Here is a 23,109-nt window from a genome sequence, read left to right on the forward strand (position 1 = left end):
AGCCCGGCGAGCGTGCGCGACGATGGCGAAGCTGACCAGCTGACCCGACCGACCGACAGCCCGCCATGACCTGGCGGGCTTTTCTTTTGCGCACAACTTCCCAGGATTACCTCATGATCATCGTTCTTCGACCCGAAGCCGGCGCCGACGTGGCGAACGAGTTGCTCGAGCGCATCGCCGACAAGGGGCTGAAACCGCTGCACATGCCGGGGGCCGAGCGGGTGGTGCTCGGCGCGCTGGGCGACGAACGGGCGCTGGCCGAACTCAGCCTCGACAGCCACCCGATGGTGGAAGCGGTGAAGCCGATCCTGGCGCCCTACAAGCTGGTCAGCCGCGAGCTGCACCCGCACGATACGGTGGTGCGGGTCGGGCCGCTGGCGATCGGCGGGCGCGAGCTGGCGGTGATCGCGGGCCCGTGTGCGGTGGAAAGCCGCGAGCAGATGCTGGCCAGCGCCCAGGCCGCGGCCGCCGGCGGCGCCAAGGCGCTTCGGGCGGGCGCTTACAAGCCGCGCACCAGTCCGTATGGCTTCAGCGGGCACGGGCCGGAGGGCCTCCGCATCCTGCGCGAGGTCGGCGACGAGGTCGGCCTGCCGGTGATCACCGAAGTGATGGACTCGGCCGACGTCGCCATCGTCGCGGAACATGCCGATGCGCTTCAGATCGGCGCTCGCAACATGCAGAACTTCACCCTGCTGCGGGCGGTGGGCCGGGCGGGCCGGCCGGTGCTGCTGAAGCGCGGCATGTCGGCGCGGCTGGAGGAATGGCTGCTGGCTGCCGAATATCTGCTGGCCGAGGGCAACGACCAGGTCATCCTGTGCGAGCGCGGCATCCGCACCTTCGAGACCGCTACCCGCAACACGCTCGACCTCAATGCAATCCCCTACATCAAGCAGCGCACCCACCTGCCGGTGGTAGTCGATCCCTCGCACGGGACGGGAGTGCGGGACTTCGTCACGCCCATGGCGCTGGCGGCGGCCGCCTGCGGTGCGGACGGGCTGCTGGTCGAGGTGCACAACGATCCGGCGCGGGCGCTGTCGGACGGGGCGCAGTCGCTCTACCCCGATGGATTCGCGAGCCTGATGCGGCAGCTGCGGCCCGTAGCGGAGGCGGTCGGACGCCCGCTCGCATGAGCCCCCTTCTTGGCGGTGAGGCCAGCGCACTGGTGCGGCCGCTCCAGACGGGGCTCGATCCTGCCTCCCTCTACGCGGCCCTGAGCGATGGCGGAAAGCGCGCCGACACGCTGCTGCTCGAGCGCAGCGGCGGGCCGAGCCTGCTGCTCGACCGGGCGGCTATCCGGGTCGAGTGCCGCGGGCCGGAGGTCACGGTGACTGCGCTTGGCCAGAGCGGCCGCAATCTGCTCGACGCCTTCGCCGCCAGTTCCGCGGATCGGCTGGTGGACAGGCCGGAGAAGCAACTGCGCTTGCTGTTCCCGCGCGCGACCGGGATGCACCCCCGCGAACGGCTGGCCGCGCCTTCCCCGTTCGACGCGCTGCGAGCGCTGGTGACCGGCCTTCATGTTCGGACGCCCGAGGAGCCGTTCACGCTGGCCGCGCTCGGCGTAGTCGCGTTCGACCATGTCGACCTATTGGAGGAACTGCCCGCTCCGGCCGAGGACCCGCTGAAGTTTCCCGATTTCATCTTCTGGCTGGCGGAGTCGCTGGTGGTGGTGGAGCCCTCCGGCCGCGCGCGGGCGATCGCCACAGCCTTTGGCGGCGCGGTCCCGACCGAGTATCCGGCGGCCGAGCGGATCGGCGAGCTGATCGCCCGGTGCGAGGCGGCGCCGGCGTTGCCGGAGCCGAAAACGGGGATCGGCGAACCGGATTATCGATCGGCCGATCTTGATGACTCGGCGTTCGAGCAGGTGGTCGGCGAGATGCAGGGGCACATCGCAGCAGGCGAGGTGTACCAGATCGTGCCCTCGCGGACGTTCGGCGCGGCCTGCCCCGACCCGTTCGCGGCCTTTGCGGCGCTGCGCCGGCGCGACCCCAGCCCTTATCACTTTTACGTCCGCGCACCCGAACATCTGCTGCTAGGCGCCTCGCCGGAGACCTCGGTCCGGGTAACGGCGGGCGAGGTCGAGGTGAAGCCGATCGCCGGCACCCGCCCACGCGGCGCGACCGGGGACGAGGACGACCGGCTCGAGGCGGACCTGCGGCTCGACGGCAAGGAATTGGCCGAGCACATGATGCTGGTCGACCTTGCCCGCAACGACGTCGCGCAGGTGAGCCGGCCCGGCACCCGGCGCGTCGCCAAGCTGATGACGGTTGAGCGCTATGCCCGGGTGATGCACCTGGTTTCGTCGGTGACCGGCCGGCTCGGCGATGGGCTCGATGCGGTGCACGCGCTGCAGGCGTGCCTCAACGTGGGCACGCTGACGGGGGCTCCCAAGCTCCGCGCGACCCAGCTGTTGCGGCAAGCGGAGCGGACCAAGCGGGGGCCGTACGGTGGAGCGGTCGGCTGGCTGAACGGGGCCGGCGACATGGACACTGCGGTGGTGATTCGCTCGGCGGTCGTGCGCGACGGCACCGCGTTCGTCCGCGCCGGTGCAGGGGTGGTCCACGACAGCGATCCGGCGGCGGAAGCCGAGGAGACCAAGCGCAAGGCGTCGGCGCTGCTGTCGGTACTTGCGGGAGCGGCGGGATGAGTCGGCCGATCCTGCTGGTCGACAACCTCGACTCGTTCAGCTTCAACCTGGTCGAGACCTTCGAGCGGCTGGGCTGTGCGGTGCAGGTGGTGCGCAACGCGATCGGCGCCGGGGAGGCGTTCGCCACGGCGGAGGCGACCGACGCGACCATCGTGCTGTCGCCGGGGCCTGGCGGACCACGGGATGCGGGCTGCTGCCTAGAGCTGATCGCGCTGGCCAAAGGGCGCCGGCCGCTGCTGGGCGTGTGCCTCGGCCACCAGGCGATAGTGGAAGAGGCCGGCGGGGTGGTGGCGAGAGCGCCGGAGCCGGTGCACGGCAAAAGCGGGCTGGCGACCCATAACGGCCAGGGCGCGTTCGCCGGGCTGCCCAACCCGCTCAAGATCGGCCGCTATCACAGCCTGGCCGCGCTGGAGGTGCCCGAGCGGCTGCAGGTGGATGCACGCTGCGGCGAGGTCATCATGGCGGTGAGCGATCGGACCGCGCTGCAGGTGGGGCTGCAGTTCCATCCCGAGTCGATCCTGACCCCCGACGGCGACCGCCTTCTCCGGAACCTGCTTACCCGCGGAGATTGGCGAGGCGGGGTTGCGCCGTCTGCGGCTAACGGCTAACCGCGATTACAACGTTCTATTACGCTGTAACAGATTGTCTGCCAGTGCCGACCCTCGCCCAAGCCCGTACTAGCCTTACCCAAGACCTTGCGGACGCGCTCGTCGACCTCAAGGACCGGGAGGAGGCGGCGCGCTTCCTGTCCGACCTGTGCACCCCGGCCGAGCTGCACACGCTGGCCGAGCGCTGGCATGTCGCGCGGCTGCTCGATGACGGCGAGCTCACCTATCGGGAGATCCACCAGAAGACGGGGGTGAGCACGACCACCATCGTGCGGGTCGCGCGCTTCCTGCGGCAGGAAGACAATGGCGGGTATCGCCGCCTGCTCGACCGCTTGCGCGAGCGTGCGCAATGAGCCGCGATGGAGATCGCCTGCACCTGGCAGTGCAGAAGTCCGGCCGCTTGTCCGAGCAGAGCCGGCAGTTGCTCAAGGACGCCGGGCTCAAGCTGCTGCAGGGCGGCCGCAACGAGCTCGCGGCGCGGGCGGAGAACTTCCCGCTCGACCTGATGCTCGTCCGCGACGACGACATCCCGACCTTCGTCGCCGACGGCGTGTGCGAGCTCGGGATCGTCGGGCAGAACGTGCTCGAGGAATATGCGCTTGGCCTGCCCGAGCCCCGGATCGAGCAGGTCGCCAAGCTTGGCTTCGGCCGCTGTTCGCTGAAGATCGCGGCGCCGGACAGCCTGCAACGCTTCGAGCTGCCGATGCTCGGAGGCCAGCGGATCGCCACCAGCTATCCCCGGCTGCTTCGCCGCTTCCTGGATTCCAATGCCATCGAGGCCGAAGTCGTGGCGATGCGCGGCGCGGTCGAGCTCGCGCCGCGGCTGGGCATCGCCGGCTTCGTCTGCGACCTGGTCTCCACCGGGGCGACGCTCGACGCCAATGGCCTCGCGCCGGTCGCCGACGTGTTCAACAGCGAGGCGGTGCTGGTCCGGACCATGCGCCCGATTGACGCCGCTCACGCCGACAAGGCCCAGGCGCTGCTCACCCGGATCGACGGGGTGATCGCGACCGCGGAAAGCAAGTACATCGTGCTCAACGCGCCTGAAGGCGCACTCCCCGCCATTACCCGCATCCTGCCCGGTGCCGAGGCGCCGACGGTGGTTCCATTGATCGGCCGGCCGGGTCATGTCGCGGTGCAGGCGGTGTGCCAGGAGTCGGTCTTCTGGGAGACGCTGGAGCGACTGAAAGCGGCGGGTGCGTCGGCGATCCTGGTCATGCCAATCGAAAAGATGTTGCTATGATCGAGATCGGCGACTGGACGGCGGCGAGCGCCGCGGAGCGGAGCGCGATGCTCGCCCGGCCGCGGGGCCGCGAGTCCGGCGCCCTCCTGGAGGGCGTCCGGGACATCGTCGCCGACGTGCGGACCCGCGGCTGGGACGCTCTGGTCGAGCAGGCGTTGCGGATCGACGGGGTCGCGCCGAGCCTGGTGGCGGTTGCGCCCTTTGCCGACAAGGCCAAGCGGACCCTGCCGTCCACCGCCCAGGCTGCGCTGGAACTGGCCTGGCGCAACATCGAGACGTTCCACCGCGCCACGCTGCCCCAGGACGTGGAGGTCGCGCCGATGCCGGGGCTCAGCGTCGCCAAGCGGTGGCGGCCCCTGCCGAGCGCGGGCCTGTACATACCGGGCGGGCGGGCGCCGCTGTTCTCAACCCTGCTGATGCTGGCCATTCCCGCCCGGGTGGCGGGGGTCGAGCGGCTGACGGTGGTGACTCCGCCGCGGCCGGACGGCGGGCTCGATCTGGCGGTGGCGCTGGCAGCCGAGCTGTGCGGGATCGACGCGATCTGGACGGTGGGTGGAGCCCAGGCGATCGCGGCGCTGGCGTTCGGGGCCGGGGACCTCCGGCCGGTGGATCGGATCTGCGGGCCGGGCAATGCCTGGGTCGCGGCCGCCAAGGCCCATGTCGCATCGCTGCCGGGCGGGCCGGGGATCGACCTTCCGGCCGGGCCATCCGAGCTGCTGGTCATCGCCGATGGCAGCGCCGACCCTGCGATGGTGGCGGCCGACCTGCTGAGCCAGGCCGAGCACGACCAGGAAGCGCAAGTCCTGCTGGTCACGCCCGAGCGCGCGCTGATCGATGCAGTTGAGAGTGAGATCGGCCGCCAGATGGCGGCGATCGGCGGCAGCTTTGCTCCGGTGCGCGCCATCCTGTGCGCGGACTTGGACCAGGCCGTGGAGATCGCCAACAGCTATGCGCCCGAGCACCTCAGCCTCGCGACCGGTGCCGCCGATGCGCTGGTGCCACGGATCAACAACGCGGGCGCGATCTTCTCAGGCCACGCCGCGGCGGAGAGCTTCGGCGACTACCTGGCGGGATCGAGCCATGTGCTGCCGACCGACGGCGCGGCCCGGTTCACCGGCGGCATCTCGACGATCAGCTTCATGAAGGCGATCACCGTGCAACGGGTGACCCGAGACGCCGCTGCGGCGCTAGCGCAACCCGCCGCAGCCCTGGCGCGGCTGGAGGGCCTGGAAGCCCATGCGCGCGCCGCTGAAGCGAGGGCAGCGGCATGAGCTTGGCGGAGCGACTGGCCCGGCCGGAGATCCTCGCGCTTCCTGCGGTCGACATCGCCGGCGCGCCGGTGGCGGGCACCATCCGGCTCGACGCCAACGAGAACCCGTTCGAGTCGCTGGTGTCGGGACAGCCGGCCATCAACCGCTACCCGGACCCGCAGCCTGCGCAGCTGCGGCAACGGATGGCGGGCCTGTACGGTGTTCCGGCGGAGTCGCTGTGGGTGACCCGCGGCAGCGACGACGCGATCGACCTGCTGATCCGCGGCTTCTGCCGCGCGGGGGTGGACAGCGTGGGGATCGTCGAACCGACTTTCTCCGCGTACGCCCAGTTCGCGCGCGTGCAGGGCGCCGCGGTGATCGCGGCGCGGTTGACGAGCGATCTGGAGTTCGACGCCGACGCGGTGCTCGCAGCGATGGCGCCGGCAGCCCTCAAGCTGCTGTTCCTGTGCACGCCCAACAACCCGACCGGAACGCCGGTCGATCCCGCGGATGTTCGCCGGATCGCCGCCGCGCTGCCCGACACGCTGGTGGTGGCGGACGAGGCTTATGGCGAGTTCTCCAACTGCCCCAGCCTTGCCGCGGAAGCCGGCCCAATCCCCAACCTCGTCGTGCTCAAGACGCTGTCCAAGGCTTACGGCCTCGCCGGGGCGCGGGTCGGCTGCGCCGTCGCCGATCCCTCGATCATCGACCTGCTCGCGCGGGTGTCTCCGCCTTACCCCTTGCCGGGACCGTCGATCGCGGCCGCCTTGGCGACGCTTGGCCCGGAGCGGATGCCGGTGCATGCCGAGCGGATCGCGCGCTTGCTGGCCGAGCGCGACCGGCTTTTAGGGCAACTCGGGGACACGGAGGGCGTGCGACGCGTGCGGGCGGGGGGCAACTTCCTCTTCCTGGAGGTCGAGCGGCCCGAGGAGCTTGCGCAGCGCCTGGCTGCAGCCGCCATCCGCGTGCGCTTTCGCGCGAAAGCGGCGCCCGGCGGGGTGCGCGTTACGGTTGGGACGGAGGCCGAGAACCAGGCACTGCTCGCCGCGTTCGGGCTGACCCGCGAAGCCGGGTCGTCACGCCGCGCGGAGATCGTCCGCGACACCAACGAGACCCGCATCGCACTCGCGATCGACCTCGACCGGGCCGAGCCGCGGCGGATCGCCAGCGGCATTCCCTTCTACGATCACATGCTCGATCAAGTGGCGGCGCACGGCGGGTTCAGCCTGGTGCTGGCCTGCGAAGGCGACCTGACGATCGACCCGCACCACAGCGTCGAGGACATCGCGATCGCGCTCGGCACTGCGCTCAAGCAGGCGCTGGGAGACAAGCGGGGCATCGGGCGGTTCGGCTTCGCCCTGCCGATGGATGAAACCCGGGCCGAGGTGCTGATCGACCTGTCGGGTCGGCCGTTCGCGCGCTTCGAGGGCAGCTTCGCGTCGGCCGCGGTTGGCGGCCTGCCGACCGAGCTGGTGCCGCACATCTTCCGCAGCCTGGCCGACAGCCTCGGCGCCGCGGTCCATGTGCGGGTGGACGGCGAGAACGACCATCACAAGGTGGAGGGCTGCTTCAAGGCGCTCGGCCGCGCTCTGCGCACGGCAGTCGCGCTCGAAGGCCGGGGCGATGCGCTCCCCTCGACCAAGGGCGTGCTGTGACCGGGCTGGCCGTGCTCGACGTCGGCTACGGCAATACCGATTCGATCCGGCTCGCCTTTGAACGGCTCGGGGCGGCTGTGGAGCTGACCGCCGATCCGGCGGAGGTCGAACAAACGCCGCGGCTGGTGCTGCCGGGGGTGGGCTCGGCGAAGTATGCGATGGCGCGGCTGGCCGAGCTGGGGCTGCTCGAGGCGCTGCGCCGCCGGACGGGACCGACGCTCGGCATCTGTCTCGGCATGCAGCTGTTGTTCGAGCATTCGGAGGAGGGCGATACGCCCTGCCTTGGACTGATTGAGGGCCGCGTGCGCGCCATGACGGCGGCGCCGGGCCACCCGGTGCCCCACACGGGCTGGACGCGGCTCGAGTGGGCCGATGAGGCAACCGGATTGATCGCCGGAGACTATCTGTACTTCGCGCACAGCTTCGCCTGCGACGACGGACCCGCCACCGCGGCACGGGCGACTTATGGCGGGCAGACGATGCCTGCGGCCCTCCGGGCCGGGCACCTGTGGGGGGCGCAGTTCCACCCGGAACGCTCGTCCGCCGCCGGGGCGAGCTTCCTCCAGGCGTTCCTCGACGCATGAAGCTGATTCCTGCCATCGACCTGATCGGCGGCCGCTGCGTCCGGCTCGCCCAAGGCGATTTCTCGCGCAAGACAGTCTATTCGGACGATCCGGGAGCCGCGCTGGCCGACTTCGCCGCCGGCGGCGCGGAGCTGGCCCATCTCGTGGACCTCGATGGCGCGCGGGCGGGCGAGCCGCGCCAGCACGGACTGTTCGAGCGTCTTGCTGCCTCCGCGACGGTCGCCCTGCAAGTCGCCGGCGGCTTCCGGACTGCGGAGCAGGTCGCGCGAGTTCTCGACGCAGGCGTCCGGCGAGTGGTGATCGGCAGCCTCGCGCTGACCGATCCAGCGGCGTTCGCGGCGATGCTGGAGCGCTTCGGGCCGGAGCGACTGACGCTCGCGCTCGACGTGCGGCTGGAGAATGGCACCGCGACCGTCGCCACCCATGGCTGGTGCCGCGGTTCGGCCAGCAGCCTGCACGAGGTGCTGCGCCGCTTTCCGGCCGTGCGGCACCTGCTGGTGACCGACATCGCCCGCGACGGCATGCTGGGCGGACCGAACGTGGCGCTCACCGCGGCGATCGTGCGCGACTTTCCACAGGTCGAGCTGCAGGCCTCGGGCGGAGTGGCCGCGCTTGCTGACCTCGGGGCACTGCGCGACGCAGGCGCGGCGGCGGCGATCGTCGGCAAGGCTTTCTGGGAGGGCCGCTTCACCGTCGCCGAAGGGGTCGCCCATGCCCGCGGCTAGGATCATTCCCTGCCTCGACGTCGCCGACGGCCGGGTGGTGAAGGGCGTCCGCTTTCGCGATCACCGCGACGTCGGCGACATCGTCGACCATGCGCTGCGCTACCGCGACGAGGGTGCGGACGAGCTCGTGTTCTACGATATCACTGCTAGCCCGGACGGCCGCAGCGTGGATACCGCCTGGGTGCGGCGGGTGTCGGCGGTGATTGACATTCCCTTCTCGGTAGCGGGCGGGATCCGCGACGTGGACACGGCGGCGCGCTGCCTGGGCGCGGGCGCTGACAAGATCAGCGTTAACTCGCCGGCGCTGGAGCGGCCGGAACTGATCGCCGAGCTGGCCGACGCCTTCGGCCGGCAGTGCGTCGTCCTCGGTATCGACAGCCGCCGCGGGTCCGATGGCAGGCTGACCGTCAAGCAATACAGCGGCAGCCCGGATGCGACTCGTGATTCGGGGCGCGAGACGCTGCCATGGGCGGTCGAGGCAGTGCGGCTCGGCGCCGGGGAGATCGTCCTGAACTGCGTCGACCAGGACGGCGTGCGGCAGGGCTATGACCTTGCCCAGCTCGCCGCCCTGGTCGCGGCCGTGGACGTCCCGGTGATCATATCAGGCGGGGCAGGCGAGCCGGCGCACTTCGCCCAGGCGTTCGCCGCTGGCGCCAGCGGAGCGCTCGCCGCAAGCGTGTTCCACGACCGCCGGATCGCCATCCCCGAGCTTAAGCAGTTCCTCGCCGGAGAAGGGGTGGAGGTGCGCCGATGATCGATCCCGAGACGCTCGAGTGGAACAAGGCGGACGGCCTCGTCCCGGCGGTCGTTCAGGACGCAGCCACCGGCGAGGTGCGGATGCTGGGGTACATGGACCGGGCCGCGCTCGACGCGACGCTGCGCGACGGGTTCGTCACCTTTCATAGCCGCTCGCGCGGGCGGCTGTGGCGCAAAGGCGAGAGCAGCGGCAATGTGCTGGAGGTCGTCGATGTCCGGTCCGACTGCGATCGCGACGCGTTATTGATCCTCGCCCGGCCGCACGGTCCCACCTGCCACACCGGCGCGGTGAGCTGCTTCGGCGGCGACGGCGCGCCCGGTACCGGGTTCCTGGGCGAACTCGGCCGCCTGATCGAGGAGCGCGCCAGGGCCGACTCGGCAGAAAGCTATACGGCGCGGCTGCTTGCCGGCGGGGTCAAGCGAGTGGCGCAGAAGGTCGGGGAAGAGGGCGTGGAGGTCGCGCTGGCCGCCGTGGCCGGTGACGCGGAGGAGGTAACCGCCGAAGCGGCCGACCTCGTCTACCATCTTAGCGTACTGCTGCAGGCGGCGGGCAGCTCATGGGAAGAGGTAACGGTCGAATTGAACCGCCGTCACGCGAGCAGCGCCAGCGCCTCGTCATAGAGCGCTTTGGTAGACGCGGCGACGACCCGTCCGCTTTCGAACGCCGTGTCGCCCCGCCAGTCGCCGATGTGCCCGCCCGCGCCGCGCACCACCGCGACCAGCGCGTCATAGTCGTGCGGCTGGAGCCCGCTTTCGACCACCAGGTCGAGATCGCCGGTGGCGACCCGGGCGTAGGCCATGGCGTCGAGACCAAAGCGCACCAGCCGCGCTCGGCCACGCACCCGTTCGACCGCCGCGGCTTCGTCCGGGGAGAAGAGGAACGGATCAGTGGTGGAGAAACGCGCCTCGGCCAGCACGGCGCAGCCGCTGGTGCGCACGGGCTCGCCGTTGCGCCGGGTTTCGCCGGCCAAGCCGATCAGGGTCTCGTCCAGCGCCGGCAGGTCGATCATGCCTGCCACATGCTGCCCGTTTTGGAGCAGCCCGACCAGCACCGCCCAGCTCGGCAAGCCGCACAGCAAGGCGCGGGTGCCGTCGACCGGATCGAGGCTCCAGCGCAGCGGCGCGTCGCCCCGCGAAAGGCCATATTCCTCTCCCCAGATGCCATGGCCCGGGAAGCTGCGCTCGATCAGCTCGCGCATGGCACGCTCGGCAGCCCGATCCGCCGCGGTGACCGGGTCATAGCCGCTCGCCGCTTTGTTCTCGCCGACCAGGCCCACCGCCATCTCGGCGCGGATCGCCGCGCGGGCTGCAGTGGAGAGCTGTTGAAAGAAAGCGATGTCCACCTGTCGCAATCAGCAGGTCGTCGGGCAGGGGGCAAGTCCCGCGGACTTCTGACTGAGCGATCGCGCAAAAGGCACTTGCGTCCGAGTTACAAATGTAACATACGCTACAAATGTAGCCATGGAGTGAGTCGTGCTGAACCGCTTGCCGCCCAAGGAACGCCAGATCGTCGACCTGCTCTACCAGCGCGGCGCCATGACGGCAGCGGAGATTACCGGCTCGCTGCCGGCGCCGCTCAGCGGATCGGCCGTCCGGACCATGCTGCGCCGCCTCGAAGACAAGGGCTTCGTCGTCCGGGCCGATAGCGAGCGCGGCTTCCTTTATAGTCCCGCGGTTCCCGACCAGACCGCGCGCAAGTCGGCGCTGTCGGAGGTGGTCCGCGTCTTCTTCAATGGATCGCCGACCAGCGCGGCCAGTGCCCTGCTGGGCATGTCCGACCGGATCGATGCCGACGAACTGGACGAACTCGAGAAGCTGATCGCCGAAGCGCGCAAGGCAGGGGAGAGCTGAGATGGAGCTGCTGATTCCGTTCGCGCTGAAGTCCCTGCTGATCGCGGGCCTGACGCTAGGGCTGCTGCGGCTGCTGCTGTCCCGTTCCGCTGCCGAGCGCAGCATGGTCGCGCACCTGGGCCTGCTGGCGCTGCTGATCGTGCCGCTCGGGTCGATGTTCCTGCCGCGCCTGGTCGTCCAGGTGCCCACCGCGGCCGCAGCCGCGCCGGAGATCGCGCCCGCAGCGACCGGGGCAGCGATCCCGCAGGCTGCTGCGCTGCCGGTCAGCGCTGGGGCCCCCGCGGTGACCGCGTTCGAGCCGGTCAGCCTGTGGCCGCTCGCCTATGGGTTTCCGGTCGCGCTGCTGCTTGCCGTGACGCTGCTGGCGGTGACACGCCTGCTGGCGCTCAGGGCCAAGGCTTCGGTGCTGGTGGATCCCTCATGGTTGACCGCGCTGGCGCATGCCCAGCGCCGCATGGGGTTCAAGCACGGCACGGCCCTGCTCACCAGCAGCGAGCTCAGATCGCCGATCAGCTGGGGCCTGTTGCGGCCGGTGATCCTGCTCAACGAGGAAGCGCTGGGAGCGCGGCACGAAGCCGAGGCGATCATCGCCCATGAGCTGGCCCATGTGCGTGGCCTGGACTGGGCCAAGCTCCTGCTGGCGCGGATCGTCAGCGCTATCTTCTGGTTCAACCCGCTGGTCTGGCTCCTCGCCCGCGAGGCCCATCAGCTGCGCGAGGAGACCGCCGACGATGCGGTGCTCGCCGCTGAGGTCGCCAGCGCCGACTACGCCCAGCTGCTGGTCGGCGTCGCGCGGCACGATTGCAACGGCCTGCTGCTCGGCGCACATGGCGTCGCTCCGGCCAAGGGCAGCCTGTCGCGCCGGGTTCGCCGGGTGCTCGACGGCAATCTGCGGCGGGCGCCGGTCGCCCGTGGCTTCGCCGCCGGCGTGGCCTTCGGGGTGATCGGCACCGCAGCCCCGCTGGCCGCGCTGACCTTCACGCCCCAGGCCGCCGACCGCGCCGCCAAGCCCTACTACGTCGCCGCGGCCGAGCCGGAGCAGTCGCTGCCCTCGCTGGTCGCGCAGTCGGTGGCGGAGGCGACCGCCTCCACCGGTGAGGCGGTCTCGGCGCAGGTAGCCGCGGCCCTCGCCGGCGAGTCGACAGCCCTCCAAGTGGCCGAGCAGGTTCGGGCAGACCGGTCGCGTCTGCTGGCCGAGCGGGTCAAGTACGCCGCCGCGCACCCACACCCGTCGGCGCCGGTAGCAGCCGGTGGGGACCGGCGAGCCGCGGAAGAGGGCACTGCAGACTCGGAGATCGATGAGGCTATCGCCGCGAGGGCGGTCGGGATCACCCCCAGCTATGCTGCACGGATTCGTGTGGCCGCCCCTTGGTTGCGGCTCGACGCGGGCGACCTAGTCGGGATGCGAGCGGTTGGGATCACGCCGGAATGGCTAAGCGAGATGACAAGGGCAGGCTACCGCTCCGCCGACGCCGGCGACTTGACGGGCGCCCGGGCCATGGGGATCACGGGATCCTATGTCCGGGAGCTCGCGGCGGCGGGTTACCGCAACGTGTCGCTGGGCGCGCTCACCTCGATGCGCGCCATGGGGGTCACCGGCAGCTACATCCGCGACCTTCGCGCGGCGGGAGTGACGGGCCTCACGCCCAACAAGCTGATCGAATTACGTGCCCATGGAATCAGTGCGGCGGCCTTACGCCGGGCTGGTGATTACCGGTCGGACGAGCACGAGTCCGAAGTGCCTGAAACGCCCGAACCGCCTGACCCGCCCGAGCTCACCGGACCCGATCCGCACCCGCACGACGATCACGACGAATAAGGGCGGCCCGACTGACAGCATTGCGACTTGGCAACGCCCCCGCCCGGGCGAACGGGCGAGGCTTGCCTGCCGAACGACCTACAGGAGTTTGCGCCATGAACCGACCGCTTGCGCTACTGATCGCCGTTCTGCTGACCTGCGTTAGCCTGACTTCGGTCGGACTCGCGGCCGAACTGGGTCGCTTGAGCTTCCATCTTTCAGCAGGGCCAGAGAACCGTCTGCAGCTCAGCCTGTCCGATGATGGCGAGCGCGACAACCGAGCCAGCAGCAGCTTCGAAATCCGCGACTTACGAGGACTCGATCGCGCCGCTCTGGTTGGTCCCGCGAGCAGCCCCGTCAACTTCGCGCTGGTGCGTGAAGCGGGCCGCTTGGATTGCGTCGGAAACGGCCGGAACCGGGCCGCGACGGGTAGCTGCCGCTTCAGTCCGGACGCGGCCTTCGCTGACTTGTTGGCAGCTCGCCGCATCGGCCGGCCAGACCGGCGGGAAGCGTTCGGCCTCGCCATGGTCGGGGCGAGCCGCGCGCTGGTGGAGGCGATTGCCGCGGCGCGCTACCCGGCGCCGAGCATCGACGACCTGACGGCGCTTGCTGCCATCGAAGTCACCCCAGCCTACATCGCCGAGCTATCGGCCGGAGGTCACCGGCCGACCCGCATCTCGGACCTGATCGCGTTCAAGGCGCTCGGCGTCACGCCGGCTTACCTCGGGTCGCTGCGCAGTGTCGGCTACGATCGCCTGTCGGCCAACGAGGTCGTTCAGCTGAAGGCGCTGGGGGTCACCGCGGAGTACATCGCCGGTCTTCAGCGGCGCGGCTACCGGAACGTCCCGGTGGGCAAGCTGATCGAGCTCAAGGCGATGGGCGTGACTCCAGCAGAAGTCGGCTCGCTCCGCAGCGGAGGGTGGATGTCCATCTCCGCCGACGAGCTGATCCGGTTGCGGCTGGCGGGCTTGCTGCCCTAGCCGACCGCCTGTCGGCCTGGATCTTTCGCAGGAGGTCCCGACCCACTAGCTCAGGGGAGAAACGTCAAGGATCGACCCATGCTGGCAATGCTTCTCCTGGTTGCGCAAACGACGAGCCTGGGGGCGAACAACCATTCGGTCGACCTGCCGTTGCGAGCCCCGGCCGGAGCCCCCGCGTTCGCCGACGAGTTCAGTGGCCGACGAATAAACGCTTCCAGATGGCGGTACGACACGTCGCGCAACGCGGCCGGCTGGCACAACAACGAGCGGCAATATTACTCGGCAGCGCGGGCCGAGAACGCCCGGATTGAACGCGGCGCCCTGGTCATTGAGGCGCGCCGTGAGCTGCTGAAGGCGCGCTTCGCCGACTGGGGCGGCCAGGCCTACAGCTCCGCGCGGCTGGTGACTCGCCAGCCGCTGGGTTACGGCTTCTACGAAGTGCGCGCCAAAGTGCCGTGCGGGCGGGGCGCTTGGCCCGCCATCTGGCTGCTGCCGGCCGACGGCAAGTGGCCCGACGCGGGCGAGATCGACATCATGGAGATGGTTGGGTGGGACCCGAACGTCATCCATGGCACGCTGCACAGCGGCGCCTTCAACCATGCCAAGGGCACGCAGCGCGGCGCGCAGAAGCGGGTTCCCACCAGCTGCTCGGCTTTTCACCGCTACCAGCTCGACTGGCAGCCGGATGCCATTACGGTCGGGGTGGACGGTCGCGCATTCTTTCGCGTGTTGAACGACCAGCCGGGTGGCGCCGCGGCCTGGCCGTTCACCCGGCCCTACCAGCTGATCCTCAACCTCGCCGTGGGCGGCGACTGGGGCGGGCAGAAGGGGATCGACGACAAGGCTTTTCCGCAGCGGATGACGGTGGATTACGTTCGCCACTGGCCCAGCGCTGATGCAAGAAAGCGACAATCCCGCTGACAATTTGTGACGGCCAAGGGCACGGCTTGACAATCGTTTCCTGAAAGTGAACGTTCTCAACCGATTTACGGAGGGGAACTTTCTCGATGGTAAGCTGCTCGGCGCGCTCGTTTTCCCGATTCGCGGCAGGCGTCTCGGCGCTCGCTCTCGCAACCATGTCAGAGCATGCTTGGGCGCAGGACACGGCGGCGCAGGACACGGCATCGACCGTGGGGCAGCCAGGCGACTCCGAAATCCCGGATCAGCCCGCTCCGACCGGGGTGACCGAACCGACGAACGAGGAGATCGTCGTTACCGGCATCCGCCGCAGCTTGCGCGAGTCGGTCAACATCAAGCGCAACGGGCAGGGCGTCGTCGACGCGATTTCCGCTGAGGACATCGGCAAGTTCCCCGACACCAACCTCGCCGAGTCGCTGCAGCGCATTACCGGCGTGTCGATCGATCGGTCGAATGGCGAAGGCTCAACCGTCACCGTTCGCGGCTTCGGTCCGGAGTTCAACCTCGTCGTTGTAAATGGACGCCAGATCCCGACGGCATTCCTCGGCGGGGGTGACGCTCCGCCTTCCACACGCTCTTTCGACTTCGCCAATCTCGCGGCGGAGGGGATCGCGGCGGTCGAGGTCTACAAGACCGGCCGCGCGACCGTTCCGTCAGGTGGCATCGGCTCGACCATCAACATCCGCACTCCCCGTCCGCTGGACCGCCCAGGGCTCCGTGGCAGCGTCGCGGTCAAGGGCGTGCTCGACAGCTCGCAGAACGGCAAGAACGATATCACGCCGGAGGTGTCGGGCATTATCAGCTCGACGTTCGGCAATGACGATCAGTTCGGTGTGCTGATCTCCGGCGTCTACGCGCGCCGCAAGGCGAGCACGAACGTGGCCAACGTCGGGTACCGTGACGGCTACCTGGGTTCGGAGAACAACTGGGGCTCGCTCGCTCAGCCCGGCGATCCGCGCTTTGGAAACATCATCAATCGCCCGGGGCCGAATGACGTCTATGAGGTGCCGCAGAACGCGTCCTACGACCTGAATGACATCGATCGCGAACGGATCAACGGTCAGCTCGTGCTGCAATGGCGCCCGACCGAAAACCTGACTGGGACCATCGACTATCTGTATGCGCGCAACGAAGTCGAGAACCGCAACAGCAATGTCGGCATCTGGTTCAATCACAATGACACGTCGAGCGAGTGGACCGATGGACCGGTCGCCGGGCCGGTCTTCTACACGGAGCGGTTCCGCGCGGATGAGAACAAGGACCTGTCTTACAGCGGCGGACTGACCGCAAGCCGCACGCTGACGAAGGTGCTGGGTGGTAATCTGACCTGGGCCCCGTTCGACAACGCCACGGTGACGCTCGACGCGCACCATTCCTCCGCCGAAGCCAAGCCCACGAACCGTTTCGGCAGCAGCATGTCGTTCGGCACCGCCGTCTTCGGGGTGGCGAACCAGACCATCCGGTTCGACGACGAAGGCCTGCCGATCATCTCCTATAACATGCACGAGGGCATCGACGCGCTTGATGCTGCCAACATCCGCACCACCGGCAACGCGTTCCGCAACGCTTACTTCAAGGACCGCATCGACCAAGTGCAGCTACGCGCCAACGTGGAAGACGTGGGCGGCTTTGTGGACAGCTTGGATTTCGGCCTATCCTACACGAACAACAAGATCCGGTCGGCGTTCGGCACGCTTCAGAACGACACCTGGAGCGGCTCAACAACGCCGGAGCAGGTGCCGGACGACTTCTTCACGCTTGAGCCGTTGCCTAGTCGTTTCGAGGGCGTGAGTGGCTCGGGCGACATCATCCCGAGCTTCTATACCTTCGACGTGCCTACCTTGGTCGACTTCCTCGACGACCTGAATGGCATCTGTGGCGGTGACGGCAACTGCCTGGCCGACTTCACGACCGATCGGCGCGTGACGGAAAAGGTGCTTGCCCCGTTTGTGCAGGCCAATAGCAGATTTGACCTGTTTGCGCGCCCGGCCAATCTCATTGCCGGCCTGCGCTACGAGTATACCAGAGTGGACTCGGCGGCCCTGGTGCCTGTTCCAATTGGAACGGCGCAGGTATCTGATAACGAGTTTAGCGTGTTGTTTGGCACGGAACGCACATTTACTTCCTTCAAGGGAGATTATCGCAATCTATTGCCCTCCGTCGATTTCGACATTGAAGCGCTCAAGAACGTTAAACTTCGCGCATCATACAGTCACACCATCACCCGCGCGCCCTATGATGCGTTGCAGGGCGGGCAGACGATCGATCCCCTGTTTCGCATTGGGGGCGGATTTGGCTCCCAAGGCAATCCCGGCCTGATCCCGTTCAAGTCGAAGAACATCGATCTGTCGGCCGAATGGTACTATGGGCGCGAGAGCTACCTGTCGGTCGGTTTCTTCAACAAGAATGTCTCGAACTTCATTTCCTCGACCCGGGTGGATCTATCCTCCTCCACGCCTGGTTCGCTAGTCACCGGCCTGACCAATCCGGCCTTCGGTCCGCGGGCAGATGCGGCCCGTGCTGCGCTGGGAGACACCGCTTCGGGCATCGCCCTGCGCGACTACATCCTGCGCACGTTCCCCGAGACGAGCCGGGTCACGGGGTCGACAGTTGTCGGTGGCGTCACCTACCTGACGGGGCAGATATTCGGCACGCCAGAAGACGCGCCGCTCAATTTCCAGATCTCCACGCCGATCAACAGCGACGAGACCGCGAAGCTTCGTGGTTGGGAGTTTGCGGTCCAGCACAACTTCTGGGACACGGGCTTCGGCGCCATCCTCAATTACACCATCGTGAATGGCGACGTTACTTACGACAACACGCAGCCCGCGAGCGTGGCTCAGTTCGCGCTGACAGGGCTCAGCGACAGCGCAAATGCGGTCCTCTTCTATGACAAGAACGGCCTGCAGGCGCGCGTGGCCTACAATTGGCGCGACAAGTTCCTAGCCGGAACGGGACCCAATCCCTTCTACGTCGAAGCCTACGGACAGGTCGACGGCAGCGCGAGTTACGAGTTCCGGCGCGGTCTGACCGCCTTTGTGGAAGGCATCAACCTGACCGGATCCAGCCGTCGCGGGCATCGCCGTTCGGATCGCAACGTGTTCTTCGCATCGCCAGGCTTCGCGCGTTATTCGGCGGGTCTTCGCGTAGCGTTCTAGCAGGAGCGAGTTTGCCGGGGACGTTGCAGGAAGCCCATCGGTCGGTAAGGATGGGCTTCGTGCACCAACGGGCAAGCGGAAGGAAGCGCGCTGGCTGACGCTCCGGATGGATCTAGTGAACCGATGGCAGGTCAGGCAGTCCGCAGGATCGTGATCGTGGGGGGCGGCACGGCCGGCTGGCTCGCCGCCTGCCTGCTCGCGGCGCGCGCGGGCGAATGTGCTGCGGTGCCGCTCGACATCACCCTGATTGAATCTCCCGACGTTCCGACGGTCGGGGTCGGCGAGGGCACCTGGCCGACGATGCGCGGCACCTTGCAGCGGATCGGGATCGGCGAGGCCGAATTCCTGCTGGCGTGCGATGCCTGCTTCAAGCAGGGCTCGCGCTTCGACGGCTGGCGGACGGGTGAGGCCGGCGATAGCTACTACCACCCGTTCGGACCGCCGGTCGAGGGGACCCCGCGCGAGCTCGTTGCAACATGGCACAAAGAGCTGGCGGCGCGGCCGTTCGCGGAAGTTGTGAACCCACAGCCGCGGGTGTGCGCGCTCGACCTGGCCCCGCGCCAGCGCACGATGCCGAACTACGCGGGCGCGCTGAACTACGCCTATCACTTCGATGCCGGGAAGTTCGCCTCCCTGCTCGCGCGCCATGGCCGCGAGCGATTGGGCGTCCGTCACCTCCGCGATCACGTCACCGGGGTCGAGCGGGAGGAGAACGGCGACATCGCCGCCGTGGTCGCCCGTCACGCGGGACGGGTGGAGGGCGACCTGTTCATCGATTGCAGCGGTCATGCCGCGCTGCTGATCGGACAAGAACTTGGCGTGCCGTTCCAGGACCGCAGCGGCGAGCTGTTCAACGACCGCGCGCTGGCAGTGCAGGTGCCCGTGGAGCCGGACAGCGCTATCGCGTCGCAGACGGACGCCACCGCCCATGCGGCCGGCTGGATCTGGGACATCGGCCTGCCGAGCCGCCGGGGGATCGGTTGCGTTTATTCGTCCAGCTTCGCCAGCGACGACCAGGCCGCCGCAACGCTGCGCGGCTATGTTCAGGCCAAGCTGCCGGACGCCGATGCGGACCGGCTGTCGTTCCGCCGGCTCACTTTCCGCTCGGGGCACCGCGAACGCTTCTGGGAGCGCAACTGCCTGGCGGTCGGGCTGTCCGCCGGCTTCGTGGAGCCCCTGGAAGCTTCGGCGATCGTGCTTATCGAGCTGTCGCTCGACGGCTTGGCCGAGAACTTCCCGGCCGACCGGGCAGCCATGGCCCTGCACGCCCGCCGCTTCAATGCGCTGTTCCGCTATCGCTGGGACCGCATCGTCGAGTTTCTGAAGCTCCATTACCTGCTGAGTGAACGCACAGAGCCTTATTGGCGCGCGCACCGCGACCCCGCGTCCGTTCCGGAGCGGCTGGCCGAGCTGCTCCGCATCTGGCGGGACCAGCCGCCGTCGCGCTACGACCTGCCGCAGATGGATGAAGTGTTTCCCGCGGCAAGCTACCAATATGTGCTGTACGGCATGGGCTTCCCCGCGCCTCCGGACCGGGCTGGCCGGCCGGACATGGCGGATGGAATGGCGAAGCTGTTCGGCCAGGTTGAGCAACGCGGCCGCGCGCTGGCCGCTGGCCTACCGACGAATCGCGTCTACATGGAAGGTCTGCGCGCCGAGAGCTTGCGCACGGGGCAGTTGGAATCGGGCGGCTGAGATGGCGAACCATGTGCTCCTCGACAGCCGCACCCATGCCGAGCTGCGCATCCGCACCGACCGCGGGGCGGAGCTTGGCGACGGGATCATGTCCTGCCTGGCCGTGCCGGCCGAATTCCGCAGCCTGCAGAACGAATATCCGATCCTGTTTCGGCTGAGCCTGGAGCGGGACAGCTACGGCGCGGTTGCCTTGCTGGGCTTCGAAACGGGCGAGAACCTCTACCTGCAGGATGGCCGCTGGGACGCGCGTTATGTGCCGCTTGCCCTGGACATCCAGCCGTTCCTGATTGGCATGGCGGAGCCCGAGGCGGAGACCAAGCAGGTTCATGTCGACATGGACAGCGCCCGGGTGGCTGCGAGCGAAGGCGTGCGCGTATTCGATGAGCACGGCCGGGCGACTCCCTATCTGGAGGAGATCGCGGAGAAGCTGGGCGCGCTTGATGAAGGCTACCAGGCTTCCGACGACTTCCACGCCGCCCTTCGCCGCTATGAACTGCTCGAACCGATGACGTTCGAGGTGACCTTGGACGACGGCTCCACCAATCGCCTCGTTGGTTTCCATGTCATCGACGAAGACCGGCTGCGCGCCCTCGATCCGGTCGCGGTCGCGGAGCTGCATTCCGGCGGCCACCTCCTGCCGATCTTCATGGCAATGGCTTCGCTGGCCAACCTCGGCGGGCTGGTCGCACGCAAGAACCGGCAACACCCCGATGGCTGAGGCCGGTCTCGGCCTGCTCGGCGCGCTGGCCCGGGTTCCGGAGGTGCAGCTTGCTGCCGGCCAAGCGCTGGACGCGCAATTACGTTCGGCGAACGCCCCGTTCGTGGTCCGCGGCCTGGTGGCGGACTGGCCGCTGGTGCAGGCCGGCGCCCGGTCGGCGGAGGAAGCGCGCCAGTATCTGTTGCAGCGGGCCGTGCAGCGCCCGTTTGTGGCGTCGGTCGGCACGCCGGAGAACGGCGGCCGCCTGTTCTATGACGAACATATGGGCATGAACTTCCGCTCGGTGAGCGCCAAGCTGCCGGACGTGTTCGCCAGGATCGCCGCCGACGAAGACAAGTCCGACGCCCGGCCGATCTACCTGGCGTCCATCGACGTGCACCAGTTCTTCACCGGCCTGCACGAGGCGAACCACGTCGATCTCGGCGACCGGTCTCCCCTGGCCAGCATCTGGATGGGAACGCGGACGCGGATTGCCGCGCACAACGACTTTCCCGACAACCTAGCCTGCGTGGCCGTGGGCCGCCGCCGCTTTATCGTGTTTCCGCCCGACCAGTTCCGCAACCTCTATCTTGGCCCCGTCGACAACACCCCGGCCGGCCGCGCGGTCAGCATGGTCGATTTTCATGCCCCCGATTTCCAGGAACATCCGCGCTTCCGCGAAGCCCTGCGTCACGCGCAGGTTGCCGAACTCGACGCGGGCGATGCCGTGTTCATCCCGTCGATGTGGTGGCACCATGTCGAGGGACTTGAGCCGTTTAACGTGCTGGTCAACTATTGGTGGCGCGATACGCCGCGCTGGCTGGGTCAGCCGCAGGACGCGCTCAACCATGCGATGCTGTCGGTTCGCGACCTGCCGGCCGATCAGAAGCGGCATTGGCGCGACCTGTTCGACTATTATGTATTCAACGACGATGAGGAAACGGTGGCGCACATCCCACCCGGCGCGCGCAGCGTGCTGGCCCCGCTGACCGCCGAAAGCGCCGGCCGCATCCGCGCCTTTCTCCTGCGGTCGCTCAGCCGGTGAGCGCGAACCAGCGCATTCGGCGGGTCATCATCGCCGGCGGCGGCACCGCCGGGTGGATGGCTGCGGCCGCGATCGCGCGAACGATGGGCCGGACGGTCGAGGTCACGCTGGTCGAATCCGATGCGATCGGCACCATCGGCGTGGGCGAGTCCACCATTCCGCCGCTGGTGACCTACAATCGGCTACTCGGCATCAACGAAGCCGAGTTCATGCGGGCGACCCAAGCGACGTTCAAATTGGGCATCGCCTTTGATGGCTGGAAGGAGCCTGGCCGTAGCTACTTCCATTCGTTCGGCCTGACCGGCAAGGATCATTGGGCCGCGGGCTTTCAACACTTCTGGATGTACGGGCGTGAGAACGGCCACCCGCAGCTATATGATGATTACTGCCTGGAGCTCGTCGCGGCTCTGAAGAACAAGTTCGCGCACCTGCCCGAGGAGCGAATGAACTATGCCTACCAGCTCGACTCCGGGCTGTACGCCAAGTTCCTGCGCGCCATGGCCGAAGGGGACGGCACGACGCGGATCGAAGGCAAGATCGCGGAGGTCCAGCTCGACGGCGAAAGCGGCGACATTGCAGCCTTACTGCTGGTATCCGGCGAGCGGGTGGAAGGCGACCTGTTCCTCGATTGCACCGGCTTCCGTGCGCTGCTGATCGAAGGGGCGCTGCATGCCGGGTTCGACGACTGGACGCATTACCTGCCCTGTGATTCCGCCATCGCGATCCAGACGGAGAGCGTTCGTTCGGCCGTGCCATATACCCGGGCGATGGCGCACGACGCGGGCTGGCAGTGGCGGATCCCGCTGCAACACCGCACGGGCAACGGCCTGGTCTATTGCAGCCGCTATCTCGATCGAGAAGCGGCGCTCGAGCGGCTGCTCGGCAACATCGAGGGGCGCACGCTTACCCAGCCCAACTTCTTGCGCTTCGCGGCAGGCGCGCGGCGGCGGCAATGGCACCGCAACTGCATCGCGGTCGGCCTGTCGGGCGGGTTCATGGAGCCGCTGGAGTCCACCAGCATCCACCTCATTCAGCGCGCGGTGCTGCGGCTCATCCGGATGATGCCGCTGGGCGAGATCAGCGCGCGCGACATCGACGAATTCAACGAGCAGCAGTTCACCGACATGCTGCAGATCCGCGATTTCCTGGTGCTGCACTACAAGGTTACCGAGCGGCGCGACAGCCCGTTCTGGCGTTATTGCAGCTCGATGGAGATCCCCGACACGCTCCACCAGAAGATCGAGCTGTTCCGCGAAACTGGACGCGTGTTTCGCAAGAATGAGGAGCTGTTTGCGGAGAACAGCTGGGTGCAGGTGATGATGGGGCAGGGTATCACGCCGCGGACCTATCATCCGATCGCCGAAAAGCTGCGTGACGAAGAACTGGCTCGCTTGCTCAAGGGCATTCGCGACGACGTTACACGCACCGTCGCGTCCTTGCCCGATCATGCCGCCTACGTCGCACATTATTGCGGGTCGGCGCGGGTCGACGCCGCTGCATAG

Annotated in this window: 21 protein-coding genes; 20 read left to right on the forward strand and 1 reads right to left on the reverse strand. The window is 68.2% G+C overall.

All coding sequences use genetic code 11. The annotated features are described in order from the left end of the window. Positions 1 to 113 precede the first annotated feature (113 nt). The 11 genes from aroF to hisIE are packed head-to-tail and all read left to right on the forward strand — an operon-like array spanning position 114 to position 10,086. A complete protein-coding gene (gene aroF, locus QZX62_RS08940; protein WP_294173778.1) occupies positions 114 to 1,130 on the forward strand; it encodes a 3-deoxy-7-phosphoheptulonate synthase in 1,017 nt (338 codons plus the stop codon). Then, positions 1,127 to 2,644: an anthranilate synthase component 1 gene (locus QZX62_RS08945; RefSeq protein ID WP_294173780.1), complete on the forward strand. Its 1,518-nt coding sequence runs from the start codon at positions 1,127 to 1,129 to the stop codon at positions 2,642 to 2,644. The genes aroF and QZX62_RS08945 overlap by 4 nt, the downstream gene beginning before the upstream one ends. Further along, the gene (locus QZX62_RS08950) at positions 2,641 to 3,252 is read left to right on the forward strand and encodes an aminodeoxychorismate/anthranilate synthase component II (protein WP_294173783.1); all 612 of its coding nucleotides are present in this window, start codon (positions 2,641 to 2,643) and stop codon (positions 3,250 to 3,252) included. Before QZX62_RS08945 ends, QZX62_RS08950 begins: the two co-directional genes overlap by 4 nt. 44 nt (positions 3,253 to 3,296) lie before the next feature. After that, positions 3,297 to 3,605, forward strand: a complete 309-nt coding sequence (locus tag QZX62_RS08955; protein ID WP_294173785.1) for a YerC/YecD family TrpR-related protein — start codon at positions 3,297 to 3,299, stop codon at positions 3,603 to 3,605. Continuing rightward, complete coding sequence (hisG, locus tag QZX62_RS08960) at positions 3,602 to 4,495, forward strand: ATP phosphoribosyltransferase (protein WP_294173787.1); 894 nt, start codon at positions 3,602 to 3,604, stop codon at positions 4,493 to 4,495. Before QZX62_RS08955 ends, hisG begins: the two co-directional genes overlap by 4 nt. Further along, positions 4,492 to 5,766: a histidinol dehydrogenase gene (hisD, locus tag QZX62_RS08965; protein WP_294173791.1), complete on the forward strand. Its 1,275-nt coding sequence runs from the start codon at positions 4,492 to 4,494 to the stop codon at positions 5,764 to 5,766. The genes hisG and hisD overlap by 4 nt, the downstream gene beginning before the upstream one ends. Continuing rightward, entirely contained in the window at positions 5,763 to 7,400 is a 1,638-nt protein-coding gene (gene hisC, locus QZX62_RS08970; protein WP_294173793.1) for a histidinol-phosphate transaminase, read from the forward strand. Before hisD ends, hisC begins: the two co-directional genes overlap by 4 nt. Beyond that, positions 7,397 to 7,984: an imidazole glycerol phosphate synthase subunit HisH gene (gene hisH / locus QZX62_RS08975; protein WP_294173794.1), complete on the forward strand. Its 588-nt coding sequence runs from the start codon at positions 7,397 to 7,399 to the stop codon at positions 7,982 to 7,984. The genes hisC and hisH overlap by 4 nt, the downstream gene beginning before the upstream one ends. Next, on the forward strand, positions 7,981 to 8,709 hold the full coding sequence (locus QZX62_RS08980) for a HisA/HisF-related TIM barrel protein (RefSeq protein WP_294173795.1): 729 nt from the start codon (positions 7,981 to 7,983) through the stop codon (positions 8,707 to 8,709). The genes hisH and QZX62_RS08980 overlap by 4 nt, the downstream gene beginning before the upstream one ends. After that, complete coding sequence (hisF, locus tag QZX62_RS08985) at positions 8,696 to 9,463, forward strand: imidazole glycerol phosphate synthase subunit HisF (protein WP_294173798.1); 768 nt, start codon at positions 8,696 to 8,698, stop codon at positions 9,461 to 9,463. Before QZX62_RS08980 ends, hisF begins: the two co-directional genes overlap by 14 nt. After that, complete coding sequence (gene hisIE, locus QZX62_RS08990) at positions 9,460 to 10,086, forward strand: bifunctional phosphoribosyl-AMP cyclohydrolase/phosphoribosyl-ATP diphosphatase HisIE (RefSeq protein WP_294173799.1); 627 nt, start codon at positions 9,460 to 9,462, stop codon at positions 10,084 to 10,086. The genes hisF and hisIE overlap by 4 nt, the downstream gene beginning before the upstream one ends. Here hisIE and QZX62_RS08995 read toward each other — a convergent pair. After that, a complete protein-coding gene (locus QZX62_RS08995; RefSeq protein WP_294173801.1) occupies positions 10,056 to 10,808 on the reverse strand; it encodes an inositol monophosphatase family protein in 753 nt (250 codons plus the stop codon). The genes hisIE and QZX62_RS08995 overlap by 31 nt on opposite strands. 130 nt (positions 10,809 to 10,938) lie before the next feature. Between QZX62_RS08995 and QZX62_RS09000 the strand changes: the two genes are divergently transcribed. The 9 genes from QZX62_RS09000 (at position 10,939) to QZX62_RS09040 (ending at position 23,109) form a co-directional block, all read left to right on the forward strand. Continuing rightward, positions 10,939 to 11,316 (forward strand): BlaI/MecI/CopY family transcriptional regulator, encoded by a 378-nt coding sequence (locus QZX62_RS09000; RefSeq protein ID WP_294173803.1) that lies wholly within the window; start codon positions 10,939 to 10,941, stop codon positions 11,314 to 11,316. A gap of 1 nt (position 11,317) precedes the next feature. Further along, the gene (locus tag QZX62_RS09005; RefSeq protein ID WP_294173804.1) at positions 11,318 to 13,135 is read left to right on the forward strand and encodes a M56 family metallopeptidase; all 1,818 of its coding nucleotides are present in this window, start codon (positions 11,318 to 11,320) and stop codon (positions 13,133 to 13,135) included. A 95-nt stretch (positions 13,136 to 13,230) separates the two neighbouring features. Further along, positions 13,231 to 14,094 carry a hypothetical protein gene (locus tag QZX62_RS09010; RefSeq protein ID WP_294173805.1) on the forward strand — a complete coding sequence of 288 codons (864 nt, stop codon included), beginning with the start codon at positions 13,231 to 13,233 and terminating at the stop codon, positions 14,092 to 14,094. A 78-nt stretch (positions 14,095 to 14,172) separates the two neighbouring features. Beyond that, a complete protein-coding gene (locus tag QZX62_RS09015) occupies positions 14,173 to 15,015 on the forward strand; it encodes a glycoside hydrolase family 16 protein (RefSeq protein WP_294173806.1) in 843 nt (280 codons plus the stop codon). Between the two features lie 155 nt (positions 15,016 to 15,170). Next, complete coding sequence (locus tag QZX62_RS09020; RefSeq protein WP_366926196.1) at positions 15,171 to 18,170, forward strand: TonB-dependent receptor; 3,000 nt, start codon at positions 15,171 to 15,173, stop codon at positions 18,168 to 18,170. A gap of 123 nt (positions 18,171 to 18,293) precedes the next feature. Next, on the forward strand, positions 18,294 to 19,865 hold the full coding sequence (locus tag QZX62_RS09025; RefSeq protein WP_294173808.1) for a tryptophan halogenase family protein: 1,572 nt from the start codon (positions 18,294 to 18,296) through the stop codon (positions 19,863 to 19,865). 1 nt (position 19,866) lies between these two features. Beyond that, a complete protein-coding gene (locus QZX62_RS09030; RefSeq protein WP_294173809.1) occupies positions 19,867 to 20,583 on the forward strand; it encodes a SapC family protein in 717 nt (238 codons plus the stop codon). Continuing rightward, positions 20,576 to 21,607 (forward strand): cupin-like domain-containing protein, encoded by a 1,032-nt coding sequence (locus QZX62_RS09035; protein ID WP_294173811.1) that lies wholly within the window; start codon positions 20,576 to 20,578, stop codon positions 21,605 to 21,607. Before QZX62_RS09030 ends, QZX62_RS09035 begins: the two co-directional genes overlap by 8 nt. Beyond that, positions 21,604 to 23,109 carry a tryptophan halogenase family protein gene (locus QZX62_RS09040; RefSeq protein ID WP_294173812.1) on the forward strand — a complete coding sequence of 502 codons (1,506 nt, stop codon included), beginning with the start codon at positions 21,604 to 21,606 and terminating at the stop codon, positions 23,107 to 23,109. The genes QZX62_RS09035 and QZX62_RS09040 overlap by 4 nt, the downstream gene beginning before the upstream one ends.

Source organism: uncultured Sphingomonas sp. (assembly GCF_902806265.1).
Lineage (GTDB): Bacteria > Pseudomonadota > Alphaproteobacteria > Sphingomonadales > Sphingomonadaceae > Sphingomicrobium.